A 12,971-nucleotide genomic window follows, 5' to 3' on the forward strand; every position below is an offset into this window, starting at 1 on the left:
ACCATCAGCTGCTGGTAGTCCTTCTTGCCGAAGAGCGCCACCTGCGGCTGGACGATGTTGAACAGCTTGAGGACGACGGTGGCGACGCCGCGGAAGTGGCCGGGCCGGAACGCGCCATCGAGCTGGTTCTGCGTCGCCGGCGGCTCGACGTGGTATTCCTGCGGCTCGGGGTAGAGCTCCTCTTCGCCGGGGGCGAAGAGCAGGTCTACACCGGCGGCGACGAGCTGCGCACAGTCGGCGTCGAAGGTTCTCGGGTAGCGATCGAAGTCGTCGTTGGGGCCGAACTGAAGGCGGTTGACGAAGATGCTGGCGACCACCGCGTCGCCGTGCGCGCGCGCTTGCTGCATCAGGGCGATGTGGCCCGCGTGCAGGTTGCCCATGGTCGGCACGAAGGCGACGCGGCCGCTTTGCCGCAGGGCGGTGCGCAGTTCGGGGATCGACGAGTGAATCTGCATCTTCCGGTTCAACCTCTCACAAGGAAACGAAGGGCCGCCCCGAGTTTCCTTGACCCCCTCGGGGGGCGCCGCCGCAGGCGGCGGTTGGGGGCGCTCTCAACGTGCCGCAGGCATGCGCTGCGGTCCTGTCGGCAGGCTCCGCTGCCGTCTGCTCGCTGCTCCAGGTTCGATCTGGTCGCCAGCCTGCGCTTCAGTAGCAGTGCTCGGCGGCCGGGAAGCTGCCATCCTTGACCGCTGCGACGTAGGCGGCGATCGCCGCCGCGATCGATGGCTGGCCGAGCATGAAGTTCCTGACGAAGCGTGCCTTCCTGCCGCTCGAGATGTCGAGCATGTCGTGCAGGACGAGCACCTGTCCGGAACACGCGCGACTGGCGCCGATACCGATCGTCGGCACGCTGAGCCTGTCGCTGACCTCCGCTGCCAGTGTCTCGGGAATCGCTTCCAGCACCAGCAGCCCGGCACCGGCTTCCTGTTGCGCCAGGGCATCGGCGTGCAGGCGGGCGGCAGCCGACTCATCCCGGCCCTGGACGCGGTAGCCGCCGAGCTGATGCACGGACTGCGGCGTCAGTCCGACGTGCCCGCAGACCGGGATGCCACGGGCGGTCAGGAACTCGGTCGTCGCGGCCATCTCGCAGCCGCCCTCGAGCTTGACCATCTGGGCGCCGGCGGCCATCAGCCGGACGGCGTTGCGCAGCGCCCGCTGCGGGCTTTCCTGGAAGGTCCCGAAAGGCATGTCGGCGATCACCAGTGGTCGCCGGCTGGCACGGGCGACGCTCGCGGTGTGGTAGGCGATGTCGGCCAGGGTGACCGGCAGGGTCGAGTCGTGCCCCTGCAGGACCATGCCGAGCGAGTCGCCGATGAGCAGGGCATCGACGCCCGCGGCTTCGCAGAGCTGCGCGAAGCTGGCGTCGTAGCAGGTGAGGACCGCGATCTTTTCGCCGCTGGCGCGCATCCTGGCCAGGTCGACATGCGTCAGGCGGCGCGTCGCAACGTGGGTGGACATGGAATCACTCTCCGCGGTTGAAGAATTCCCGCTGTCCGCGCAAGCCTTCGATGGCGATGCGCCGGTCGGCGGTGAGGGTATGGCAGGGCACGGTGGCAAGCGGTCCGGCTGCTGGCTCAGTGGTCCCGGAAAAGGGTCTCGGGCCGGCTGGCGCCATCCACCACCATCCGCTCGAGGCACTCTTGCACGCCAGCGCTGGCGGCCTCCATGCGCTCGACCGCGCTCACCGCGGTGGCGAGATCGCCCGCCTGCCGGGCCTCGAGGGCGCTGCGCCCGTGCCGATGCACGTCGGCATGCGGCGTTTCCATCGCCCGATAGCCATCGAGCTGGGCAAAGCTTCTGCCTTCGCCCTCGTAGTACCACTTTCCGAGGCGACACGAGGTGTGCGTGGCGAGCTCGCCGGCGCTCCTGTCGGCGGTCCCGAGGAGCGCCTGGTAGATGTCGAACTTGAACAGCAGGTGGTCCATCTTCGCCAGTTCGGCGAAGCTGCGCAGCGCCGCGACGCTGATCGCCTGTTCCATGCCGTGCGCCAGGTCGGTGATGCCGTTGATCGTCGTCGAGGCCTGCTGGCCCTGCTCGCTGAACGCGTCCGACTGCTCGGCGAGGCGGCCGATGCTGTGCTGGGCGGTGATGGTCTCGCCCTGGATCGCGTTGACCAGTTGCGAGATGTCGCTGGTCGCGTGCGTCGTCCGGTCAGCGAGCTTGCGCACTTCGTCGGCGACGACGGCGAAGCCGCGTCCCGCCTCGCCGGCACGTGCCGCCTCGATCGCCGCGTTGAGCGCCAGGAGGTTGGTCTGGTCGGCGATCTCCTTGATCAGGTGGACGATGCCGCCGATCTTCTGCGCGCTGCCCTGCAGACCGTGTATCTTGTCCAGCGCCTGGCGCGAATTGCCGGCGAGTTCATTGAGGTCGGCGCTGATGCGGTGCACCGAGTCGCGGCTGTCGGCCGCCATGCTGGCGGCCGACAGCGTTTCACGCCGTTTGCCGCGCAGGCCGTCGGCCAGCACCAGCAGGCTTTGCTGCGAAGCGGCGAGCGACTGCTGGTACGAGCGCAGGGCGACGAAAAGGCGCTGCATCTCGGCCGCCTGGCGCGTTGCCTGTGCATCCCGCTGTCCGGCCTGCGCCTGTACGGCCTGCCCGGCCGAGAGCTGCCCGCGCAGGCCGGCGTTCTCCGCTTCGAGCTCGCTGATTCGCCGTTCGAGGCGGCGCATCTGCTCCCCACCACCGAAAAAAGGCATCGTCGTCCCCCGTTTTCCCGCATCCATTCCAAGGTCCGCTGGCGGCCCGGCGCCGCCACTGCGAAACGGCGCCTAGGATACACAGAGCAGCCGGCGAATGGGCAGGTTTGCGCACTGCGGCAACGCAAAAAAACTGCCCCGCGGCGATCTCGGCGTCGCGCCGCAAGCTGGCGCGACTGCATTGCCGGCAACGGATTGCAACATCCCGTTACGAAAATGCCCTGTCGCGTTGGCCGCCTGCCGCGTTGACCAGCCATCGATCCGGGAGACACGCAAGATGAAGACCACCCTCGCTGCCCTGCTGGCTGTCGCCTTCCTCGGCGGCTGTGTCGTCACCCCCCTGCCGCCGGCCGTTGCGCCACCGCCGGTCTACGCGCCGGCCTACGCTTACCCGCCGCCAGTCGTGCTCGGCCCGCCGCGGGCCTACCCGCCACCGCCGGCGGTGGTCGTTGCCCCCGGTTGGCGCTACCGCGGCCCGGGCGGCTGGTGGCGGCCCTATCGCGACCCACGCTGGTAGCGACGGCTTCCCGAGTGCTCAGGGTGCGAGTCGTTCGATGCGTTGCTGGCTGAGCGCCGGCAGCCAGGCTGCGGCGCTGCCGCGGCCCGGGATGTGGCAGTCCGGGGCGATCTCGAGCAGCGGCGCGATGACGAAAGCCCGCAGGTGCATGCGCGGGTGGGGCAGGCGGAGTCGTTCGCCGTCGAGCAGCAACTGGTCGTAGAGCAGCAGGTCGAGGTCGAGCGTCCGTGGCGCCTGTGGAAAATCCCGCCGGCGGCCGAATCGCCGCTCGACGACGAACAACTCGTCGAGCAACTCGTGCGGCGCCAGCGTCGTGGCGAGCGCGGCGACGGCATTGATGAAGTCGGGCTGGCCCCGGATTCCCACCGGCGCCGTGCGGTAGAGCGAGGACATCCGCAGCACGCGTGCCTGCGGCAGGCCGGCCAGCGCCTCGCCGGCCGCGCGCACCTGCCGCACGGGTTCGGCCAGGTTGGCGCCGAGAGCGACGAACGCCAGATGCGAGGGTCGGCTCAGGTCAGGCGGCAGAGGTCCGATGGCGCTGTCCGGCGTGTCACTCCGCCGGGCTGGCGGCGCTTCGTTCGCCCGCCGCGCGGCGGCGCCGGCGGCGGCGTGGCGCTGCCGGCGCCTGTGGCAGCAGCATGGCCGCCCGGCCCTCGTCGCTGGCGGCCAGGAAGGCGCTCCACCAGTCGCCCACCTCGCGCTCGACTTCGCCCGCTTCGACGCGCAGGAGCAGGAAGTCGTAGGCCGCCTTGAAGCGCGGCTGCTGCAGGATGCCGTACGGGCGCTTGCCGCTGCGCTGCTCGAAGCGCGGCTGCAGCGCCCAGATGTCCTTGATGTCGCCACTGATCCGCCGCGTGATCGCCAGTTTCTCCGCCTGTCCGTCGAGGACCTCGTCCATTGCCAGGAACAGCGACGGCAGCAAAGGTTCGCCGGCTACCCTGAGCGGTTCCCACCTGGCGAGCACTTCGTGCCAGAGCAGGGTGGCGAAGAGGAAGCCGGGCGACACCGGCTTGCCCTCGCGCACCCGGCGATCGGTGCTGGCGAGCGCCAGGGCGACGAAACGTTCGCCGCTCGCCTGGTCGAGAATGACGTCGAGGAGCGGGAAGAGGCCGTGATGGAGCCCCTCCTGGCGCAGTTGCTCGACGCAGCGCACGGCGTGGCCGCAGGTGAGCAGCTTGAGGATCTCGTCGAGCAGGCGTGACGGCGGAACGTTCTCGATCAGGCTGCTCATTTCACGGATCGGGTGCCGCGCCTCGGGATCGATCGACAACCCCAGTTTGGCGGCCAGGCGGACGGCCCGCAGCATGCGCACCGGGTCCTCGCGATAGCGCGTCCTCGGCTCGCCAATCATGCGCAGCGTCTTCTGCCGCAGGTCGGCGACGCCATGGTGGTAATCGACGATGGTCTCGGAAGAAGGGTCGTAGTAGAGGGCATTGACGGTGAAATCGCGCCGCGCGGCGTCTTCCGCCTGGCTGCCGAAGACGTTGTCGCGCAGCACCCGCCCCTGCTCGTCGACCAGTGCCTTGCCGCCACCGTTCTCGCCGTGATGGCCGCGGAAGGTGGTGACCTCGATGGTCTCGGCGCCCATGCTGACGTGCACGATCTGGAAGCGGCGGCCGATGATGCGCGAGCGCCGGAAGCAGTGTCGCACCTGTTCCGGCGTCGCGTTGGTGGCGACGTCGAAGTCCTTCGGCTTCAGTCCGGCGAGCAGGTCGCGCACCGCGCCGCCGACGATGAACGCCTGGTAACCGCTTTCCTGCAGGGTTTCGACCGTGCGCCGGCTGCCGCGGCTGATGTCGTCACGCTGCAGGCCATGCTGGGTGACGGCGATGACCGCCGGTGCGCTGGGCTTGCCGGCCGCCTTGCGTCCGAGGACGCGGGAGATGAACTTGCGGATCATTAACGGGGGCTTGTCTCGTTCTCGTGCTCTTGTGCCGTCATCTTAGCCCAAATCGTCGCCGTCGGCCCGGAGAATGCCCGCTCAGGCTAGCCATGCAGGCTGAGAACCGGCCAGCCGGCTCCTTCGGCGTGCGCCCGCAGGGTGGGGTCCGGGTCGACGGCGACCGGGTTGCTGACCCGCGACAGCAGCGGCAGGTCGTTCAGCGAGTCGCTGTAGAACCAGCTGCGCTCGAAACTGCTCCACCACAGCCCCATCGCCTCGAGCCAGCCTTCGACGCGGACGATCTTGCCTTCGCGGAAGGACGGCAGGCCGCGCACCTTGCCGGTGAAGTGGCCATCCTCCTGCGCCGGGATCGTCGCGATCAGGTGCGCGATGCCGAACTCGCGGATGATCGGCCCGGTGACGAAGCTGTTGGTGGCGGTGACGATCGCGCACAGGGCGCCGCGCGCGAGATGCCCGCCGACCAGCGAACGCGCCCTGTCGCCGACCAGCGGCAGGATGTGGCGCGACAGGAACTCGCGCTGCCAGAGGTCGAGCTGGCGGCGCGGGAAGCGCGACAGCGGATGCAGCTGGAAGTCGAGAAAGAGGTCGATGTCGAGCGTGCCGGCCTTGTACTGTTCGTAGAATTCGAGGTTCTTCGCTTCGTACAGGTCGCGGTCGAGGATCCCCTTGCCGATCAGGAACTGCGCCCATTCGAAGTCGCTGTCGCCGGCGATCAGGGTGTTGTCGAGGTCGAAGAGGACGAGATCCATGGTCGTGGCTGTTCTGGTCAGGTGGGCGGCGCGGTCTGCAGGACCGCGCGCAGCAGGGGGAGGGTGATCGGGCGCTGCTGTTCGAGCGAGAACTGGTCGATCGCGCGCAGCAGCTGCGTCAGGCTGCGCATGTCGCGCGGCGCGCGGGCAAAGAGGTAGTCGATGAGCGTCGGCGAGAGGTCGAGCCCGAGCGTGCGCGCCTGAGCGGCGAAAGCCGCCCGCTTCTCGGCGTCGCTGAGACAGCGCAGGCGGTAGACGAGGCCGCTGGCGAGGCGGGTGCGCAGGTCCTCGCGCAGTTCGAGCAGGCGCGGCGGCAGGCACGCCGCCAGCAGCAGCCGGCCGCTGCCCGTCCGCAGGCGATTGATCAGGTTGAAGAGGACGATCTGGCCGCCTTCGTCGAGCATTTCGAGGTGGTCCACGGCCCAGAGGTCGGCGGTCGCCGGCAGTCGTGCGAGTCCCGGGTCGAGCCGGGCGTCGCCATAGGCATCGGCACATGCCTGCAGCAGGTGCGACTTGCCGGCGCCGCGCTCGCCGCAGAGGAAGAACAGCGTTTCGCGATTGTCCGCGGCGAGCCAGGCGGCGAGCGCGGTCAAGGCTTCGCCGTTGCTGCCGGTGACATAGTTTTCCAGGCTGGGCGGCGCCGCGGGCTGCAGGTCGAGGGTCAACTGACGCATGGGAGCTGTTTCAGGCTGCGGTGGCTGCGGGCGGAAAGCCCGCGGAAGGCGCTTTTCGGATAAGATCCCGGCTTCCGGCAAGGGCCGTGCGGCATTCTACCACTGCACCGCATTCGCCAGCCTCGTTCGGGACACCCTTCAGGATGACTCAGGAATCTCTCACCTATCGCGATGCCGGTGTCGACATCGACGCCGGCGACGCGCTCGTCGAGCGCATCAAGCCGCTCGCCAGGAGGACCCAGCGTCCCGGCGTGCTGGCCGGCATCGGCGGTTTCGGTGCCCTCTTCGAAGTGCCCGCCGGCTACCGCCAGCCGGTTCTGGTGTCGGGTACCGACGGCGTCGGCACCAAGCTGCGGCTGGCTTTCGAACTGCAGCGGCACACCACGATCGGCATCGACCTGGTGGCGATGAGCGTCAACGACATCCTCGTCCAGGGTGCCGAGCCGCTGTTCTTCCTCGACTACTTCGCCTGCGGCAAGCTCGACGTCGCCACCGCGGCGGCGGTCGTCGGCGGCATCGCCCGGGGTTGCGAGCTGGCCGGCTGTGCCTTGATCGGTGGCGAGACGGCCGAGATGCCGGGCATGTACCCGGAAGGCGAGTACGACCTGGCGGGCTTTGCCGTCGGCGTCGTCGAGAAGTCGGCGATCATCGACGGCTCGACGATCGTCGCCGGTGACGTCCTGATCGGCCTGCCGTCGTCGGGCGCCCATTCGAACGGCTATTCGCTGCTGCGCCGGATCATCGCCCGCACGCAGGCCGACCTCACCGCACCCTTCGCTGGCGACACCACCCTGGCCGACGCAATCCTGGCGCCGACGCGCATCTACGTGCGGCCCGTGCAGGCGCTGCTGCGCGCGCTGCCGGTCAAGGGACTGGCGCACATCACCGGCGGCGGTCTCACCGGCAATGTGCCGCGCATCCTGCCGCCGACGGTGCGCGCCGAGATCGCGCAGTCGGCCTGGCGTCGACCGGCGCTCTTCGACTGGCTGCAGCGGGCCGGTGGCGTGGCCGAAGGCGAGATGCATCGCGTCTTCAACTGTGGCATCGGCATGGTCGTCGTCGTCGCGCCGACGGACGTCGCGCAGGCGCTGCAACTGCTGCGCGATGCCGGCGAAGCGGCGCTGGTGATCGGCGGCATCGAGCCGCGCGCCGACGGCGATGCGGCGACGGTGGTCCGCTGAGGGGGGGTGAAGCTGCCTTCGCCAATCGATCGCGGTACGAGGCGCGCGGATCAGCGACGGATGTGGTCGGCAGCAGCACATCACGGGTGGGCAGCTTCGCCGCCCGCTGGCTGTCCGTCACGTCCGTGTACTGCGGCCGGGGAGGCTTTGGCCGTCGGCCGCCCGGTTCAGACCTTGATGCTGATGCGTCCGCTCGCCGTACCCTGGCGGCGGCCCTTCTTCGACCGGGTATCGAGCAGCACGGGCCGGTTTTCGACGCGGCGTTCGCCCTGGCGGCGTTCGACCGCGACGGTCGCATCCACCGCCGGGCTGCCGGGCGTCGCGGCGGCAGCGGCAGCGCTTCGTGCTGGCGCTGGCTCACTGCCGGCGAGCGCCCGGTCGTTCTGCGACGAGGCCGACAGATCGTTGGCGAGTCCGGCCGCAACGCCCACCGGCTCCGGCTTCCTCGCCCCGTCGGGTTCCTTGTTCGGGTTGCCGACTGGCGGAATGATTTCGGCTGGAATCCTCATCCTGCGGTCTCCGTGCGGCTGTGCGCGGCGGCTGCCCCGCAGGGCGGTCGGCCGACGAGCAAGCTCATGATTCGTTTGCCGAATACTCTAGCACCGCTGTCCCGGGAGCGGTATCGGCAAGAGCAGTGCCGTGCCAACTTTGTCGCAGGCGGGGGCAGAATGCGCGGGGTCGTCGGTGCGCGGCAGCGGGGACGGGGTGCGGCCCCGCCGGCAAGTCGCCCCGCCGGGTATCGGCGAGCATCGCCGCCAGTCCATGGCCGTACCGTTCGCGGTGGCAGCGCGCCGCGCGCTGCAGCAGGAACTCCACTTGCCCGCCCGGCGGGAGATGCGGATCGATATGTCGAGCATTAAGAGAAAGCGCACGCTGGTCCTGGCAGTGGCTGTGGCTGGCCTGGTCGGGCTGAGCACCTTCGCCTACCTCAGCTACCGCGCCCCTGGCGTCTCCGGGGCGCCGCCGGCGGGGCAGGCGGCTCGGGCCGCTGGCGGTGCGGCGCCCGGCGGCCAACCGCCGCCATCGCGCGTCGAGACGGCGCGGGTACAGGCCGCCGACCTGGCGCTCGAGGCCGGCGCGGTCGGTTCGCTGCGCTCGAACGAGTCGGTCGTGCTGCGCCCGGAAGTCCCCGGGCGGATCGCGACGATCAGTTTCCGTGACGGGACGGCGGTCGCCCGCGGCGATCTCCTGCTGGCGCTCGATGCCGCGATGCAGGCGGCCGAGGTGGACCAGGCGCGCGCCAGTCTCGGGCTGGCCCAGGCCAACTTCAAGCGCAGCCAGGATCTCTTCGCCCGTACCTTCATCAGCCAGCAGGCGCTCGACAACGCCGAGGCGACGCTGAAGGTGCAGGAGGCGGCGCTCGCCCTGGCGCAGGCGAAGTTCGAACGGACGCGCCTGCGGGCACCCTTCGCCGGCATCGTCGGCATTCGCAACGTCAGCGTCGGCGACTACGTCAAGGAAGGACAGGATCTGGTCAATCTCGAAGACATCGCGACGCTGAAGATCGATTTCCGCCTGCCCGAGTCGTATCTGCCGCAGCTCCGAACGGGGCAGCAGCTCGAGGTATCGAGCGACGCGCTGCCGGGACAGGTGTTCCCGGCCGTCCTCGAAGCGATCAACCCGCTGGTCGAGGCCGGCGGCCGGGCGATCGCGCTGCGCGCCCGGATGGCCAACCGCGAGGGCCTCCTGCGTCCCGGCATGTTCGTCCGCGTGCGCCTGATCTTCGAGAAGCGCAGCAACGTCCTGCTGCTGCCCGAGCAGGCGGTGGTGCCGGACAGCAAGCTGCCCTATGTCTATCGCGTCGTCGATGGCCAGGCGCGGCGGACGCCGGTTCGCACCGGCATGCGGCGCGATGCGCTGGTCGAGGTGCTCGATGGTCTGAGCGCGGGCGATGAAGTGGTCACCGCCGGACAGATGAAGCTGCGCGACGGCGCCGCCGTGCGCCCGCTTGCCGAAGCGGCGCCGGCGGCGGCAGCGGCTCCCGCAGCGGCGTCACCGCCGACGGCAGCCGCGGCGGCCGCTGCGCGGGGTGATGGCCGATGAAGATCTCGGCGATCTGCATCCGGCGGCCGGTGTTCGCGACCGTGCTGTCGCTGGCGATCATGCTTGTCGGACTGGTTTCCTACACGCGCCTGCCGGTGCGCGAGTATCCGAAGATCGACGAGCCCGTGGTGACGGTCGACACCACCTACCGCGGCGCTTCGGCCGAGATCATGGAGTCGCAGGTCAGCAAGCCACTCGAGGATTCGCTCGCCGGCATCGAGGGGGTCGACGTCATCACTTCGATCTCGCGCCAGGAGAACAGCCAGATCTCGGTGCGCTTCAAGCTCGAGCGCAACCCGGACTCGGCGGCGGCCGACGTCCGCGACCGCGTCTCGCGCGTGCGGAACAAGCTGCCGACGGCGATCGACGAGCCGGTGATCGCCAAGGTCGAGGCCGATGCCAACCCGATCATCTGGCTGGCGTTCTCGTCCGACAAGCACTCGGCACTGGAGGTCACCGATTTCGCCAACCGCGTCGTCAAGCCGCGCCTGCAGACGCTGCCGGGCGCAGCCGACGTGCGCGTCTTCGGCGAGCGCAAGTTCGCCATGCGCATCTGGCTCGATCGCGACCGCCTGGCGGCCTTCAACCTGACGCCGCAGGATGTCGAGGACGCGTTGCGGCGGCAGAACGTCGAGGTGCCGGCGGGGCGCATCGAGAGCGAGAGCCGCGAATTCTCGGTGGTCGCGCGCACCGACCTGTCGCAACCCGAGCAGTTCGCCGACATCATCGTCAAGCAGGCCGCCGATGCCCGCGGCAGCTACCCGGTGCGCATCGGCGATCTCGGCCGCGTCGAGATCGGTGCCGCTTCGGAACGCAGCAGCGTCCGCTTCAAGGGGCGGCCGGCGGTTGCCCTCGGTGTCATCAAGCAGGCCACTGCCAACCCGCTCGAGCTGTCGCGCGCGTTGCGCGCCGAGGTGCCGAGGCTCGTCGCCGACCTGCCGCCGGGAATGACGGCGAACGTCGCCTACGATTCTTCGGTGTTCATCGACCGTTCGATCGACGCCGTCTTCAAGACCATCGGCGAGGCGATGCTGCTCGTCCTGCTGATCATCTTCTTCTTCCTGCGCAACCTGCGGGCGACGCTGATTCCGCTGGTGACGATCCCGGTGTCGCTGATCGGCGCCTTCGCGCTGATGCTGGTGCTCGGCTTCAGCATCAACACGCTGACCCTGCTGGCGCTGGTGCTGGCGATCGGGCTGGTGGTCGACGATGCGATCGTCGTCCTGGAGAACATCTATCGCCACATCGAGGCCGGCATGCCACGCCGTCAGGCCGCTCTGCAGGGGGCGAGCGAGATCGGCTTCGCGGTCGTCGCGATGACCATCACGCTGGCGGCGGTGTATGCGCCGGTGGCCTTCATGACCGGCCGTACCGGCAAGCTCTTCGTCGAGTTCGCACTGACCCTCGCCGGCGCGGTGCTGGTGTCGGGCTTCGTCGCCCTGACCCTGTCGCCGATGATGTGCTCGCTGCTGCTGCGCCACGAAACTGCGCACGGACGGGCCTACCTGTGGGTCGAGCGGCTGCTGGCGGCGCTGACCGCCGGTTATCGCCGGGCGCTGACGGCGGCATTGCGGCGGCGCTGGCTGGTGATGCTCGTCTTCGCCCTGGTCGCCGGTTCCAACGTACTGCTCCTCGGCGCGTTGAAGTCGGAGCTGGCGCCGATCGAGGACCGCGGCGTCATCATCGGCGTCTTCCTCGGCCCCGAGGGTGCGACGCTCGATTACACCGACCGCTATGCGCGCCAGCTCGAGGCCATCTATGCGCGCACCGCCGACATCGAACGTTATTTCGTCGTTGCCGGCAATCCGACCGTCGGTCAGGGAATCTCCTTCGTCGGTCTGGTCGATTGGGCCGAGCGGCGGCGCAATTCGGCGGCCGTCGTCAAGGAGCTGTTTCCACAGTTCATGGGCGTTCCCGGCGTCATGGCCTTTCCCGTCCTGCCGCCGTCGCTCGGGCAGAGTCCGCGCGAGCGGCCGATCAACTTCGTCATCGTCACCTCGGCTTCCTATGCCGAACTCGAGCAGATGACGGCGAAGATCCTCGACGAGGTGGCGAAGAACCCGGGCTTCACCAACGTCGATACCGACCTCAAGCTGAACAAGCCGGAGCTGTCGGTGATCGTCAACCGCGACAAGGCGATGGACACCGGTGTGCAGATCGAGACCGTCGGCCGCACGCTGGAAACCATGCTCGGCGGTCGCCAAGTGACGCGTTTCAAGCGCGACGGCGAACAGTACGACGTCATCGTCCAGGTGGGTGACGCCGAGCGCACGACGCCGTCGGACATCCGCGACATCTTCGTCCGCGCGCGCGACGGCAGCATGATCCCGCTCGCCAACCTGCTGCGCGTGGATGAGACCGTCAGTCCGCGCGAACTGAACCACTTCGGCCAGCGGCGCGCGGTGACGATCACTGCCAACCTGAATCCGGGCTACACCATGGGCGAGGGCCTGAAGTTTCTCGAGCAGACGGCGGCGCGCGTGCTGCCGGCGGGCTACGCGGTGGACTACGCCGGCCAGTCGCGCGAGTTCAAGCTCTCGTCGTCGTCGCTGGCGCTGACCTTCGTCCTCGCGCTGGCCTTCATCTACCTCGTGCTGGCGGCGCAGTTCGAGAGCTTCCGCGATCCGCTGATCATCATGCTCACCGTGCCGCTGTCGATGACCGGTGCGCTGCTCGCGCTGCTGCTCAGCGGTGGCACGCTCAACGTCTATAGCCAGATCGGGCTGGTGACGCTGGTCGGGCTGATCACCAAGCATGGCATCCTGATCGTCGAGTTCGCCAACCAGTTGCAGGAGCGCGGGCAGGAGATCCGGCAGGCGGTGATCGAGGCTTCCGAGTTGCGCCTGCGGCCGATCCTGATGACCACCGGCGCGATGGTGCTCGGGACGATCCCGCTGGCACTGGCGCGCGGTGCCGGCGCCGAGAGCCGGCAGCAGATCGGCTGGGTCATCGTCGGTGGCCTGCTGCTCGGCACCTTGTTCACCCTCTTCGTCGTGCCGACGGTGTATACGCTGCTGGCGCGGCGCAAGGAAAGGGGCGCCGATGTCGGCGACGGAGTGGCGGCAGGGGCGCAGTGAGCGCTTGCCGGCAGCGGCTGCTGTCGTGGCAGTGCAGCTTCGAGTCGCCTGTGCGAGGCTGGCATGGCGTCGGTCCCGGCCTTCCGGAATCAACCCCGGCCAGCTGGAGTCGCGCCTTTGGCAAACGGGGC

The 12,971-nt window shown here is 69.2% G+C and carries 12 protein-coding genes; 4 read left to right on the plus strand and 8 right to left on the minus strand.

The features are described from left to right. The 3 genes from NFW30_RS00430 to NFW30_RS00440 all read right to left on the minus strand — a co-directional run. A partial coding sequence (locus tag NFW30_RS00430; protein ID WP_295371606.1) for a pantoate--beta-alanine ligase occupies nucleotides 1–455 on the minus strand: 455 nt, incomplete at its 3' end. A 190-nt stretch (nucleotides 456–645) separates the two neighbouring features. After that, nucleotides 646–1,458, minus strand: coding sequence for a 3-methyl-2-oxobutanoate hydroxymethyltransferase (gene panB, locus NFW30_RS00435; RefSeq protein WP_295356614.1), 813 nt, complete (start codon nucleotides 1,456–1,458; stop codon nucleotides 646–648). Nucleotides 1,459–1,574: 116 nt separating this feature from the next. Then, nucleotides 1,575–2,723 (minus strand): methyl-accepting chemotaxis protein, encoded by a 1,149-nt coding sequence (locus tag NFW30_RS00440; protein ID WP_295356616.1) that lies wholly within the window; start codon nucleotides 2,721–2,723, stop codon nucleotides 1,575–1,577. Between the two features lie 250 nt (nucleotides 2,724–2,973). Between NFW30_RS00440 and NFW30_RS00445 the strand changes: the two genes are divergently transcribed. Beyond that, nucleotides 2,974–3,213: a hypothetical protein gene (locus tag NFW30_RS00445; RefSeq protein ID WP_295356619.1), complete on the plus strand. Its 240-nt coding sequence runs from the start codon at nucleotides 2,974–2,976 to the stop codon at nucleotides 3,211–3,213. Nucleotides 3,214–3,231: 18 nt separating this feature from the next. Here NFW30_RS00445 and folK read toward each other — a convergent pair whose 3' ends face one another. The 4 genes from folK to hda form a co-directional block, all read right to left on the minus strand. Then, entirely contained in the window at nucleotides 3,232–3,726 is a 495-nt protein-coding gene (gene folK / locus NFW30_RS00450; RefSeq protein WP_295356721.1) for a 2-amino-4-hydroxy-6-hydroxymethyldihydropteridine diphosphokinase, read from the minus strand. Nucleotides 3,727–3,763: 37 nt separating this feature from the next. Then, a complete protein-coding gene (gene pcnB, locus NFW30_RS00455) occupies nucleotides 3,764–5,113 on the minus strand; it encodes a polynucleotide adenylyltransferase PcnB (RefSeq protein WP_295356620.1) in 1,350 nt (449 codons plus the stop codon). Nucleotides 5,114–5,199: 86 nt separating this feature from the next. Next, a complete protein-coding gene (locus NFW30_RS00460; RefSeq protein WP_295356624.1) occupies nucleotides 5,200–5,865 on the minus strand; it encodes an HAD family hydrolase in 666 nt (221 codons plus the stop codon). A 17-nt stretch (nucleotides 5,866–5,882) separates the two neighbouring features. Continuing rightward, a complete protein-coding gene (gene hda, locus NFW30_RS00465) occupies nucleotides 5,883–6,539 on the minus strand; it encodes a DnaA regulatory inactivator Hda (protein WP_295356626.1) in 657 nt (218 codons plus the stop codon). 143 nt (nucleotides 6,540–6,682) lie between these two features. Here hda and purM point away from each other — a divergent pair, with 143 nt between their 5' ends. Then, entirely contained in the window at nucleotides 6,683–7,720 is a 1,038-nt protein-coding gene (gene purM / locus NFW30_RS00470; RefSeq protein WP_295356629.1) for a phosphoribosylformylglycinamidine cyclo-ligase, read from the plus strand. Between the two features lie 167 nt (nucleotides 7,721–7,887). Here purM and NFW30_RS00475 read toward each other — a convergent pair whose 3' ends face one another. Next, complete coding sequence (locus NFW30_RS00475) at nucleotides 7,888–8,229, minus strand: hypothetical protein (protein ID WP_295356633.1); 342 nt, start codon at nucleotides 8,227–8,229, stop codon at nucleotides 7,888–7,890. 253 nt (nucleotides 8,230–8,482) lie between these two features. Here NFW30_RS00475 and NFW30_RS00480 point away from each other — a divergent pair, with 253 nt between their 5' ends. Continuing rightward, nucleotides 8,483–9,763, plus strand: coding sequence for an efflux RND transporter periplasmic adaptor subunit (locus tag NFW30_RS00480; protein ID WP_363322041.1), 1,281 nt, complete (start codon nucleotides 8,483–8,485; stop codon nucleotides 9,761–9,763). After that, on the plus strand, nucleotides 9,760–12,840 hold the full coding sequence (locus NFW30_RS00485; RefSeq protein WP_295356637.1) for an efflux RND transporter permease subunit: 3,081 nt from the start codon (nucleotides 9,760–9,762) through the stop codon (nucleotides 12,838–12,840). Before NFW30_RS00480 ends, NFW30_RS00485 begins: the two co-directional genes overlap by 4 nt. The last annotated feature ends 131 nt before the right edge of the window (nucleotides 12,841–12,971 follow it).

It is taken from the genome of Accumulibacter sp. (genome assembly GCF_023806635.1).
Classification (GTDB): Bacteria; Pseudomonadota; Gammaproteobacteria; order Burkholderiales; family Rhodocyclaceae; genus Accumulibacter.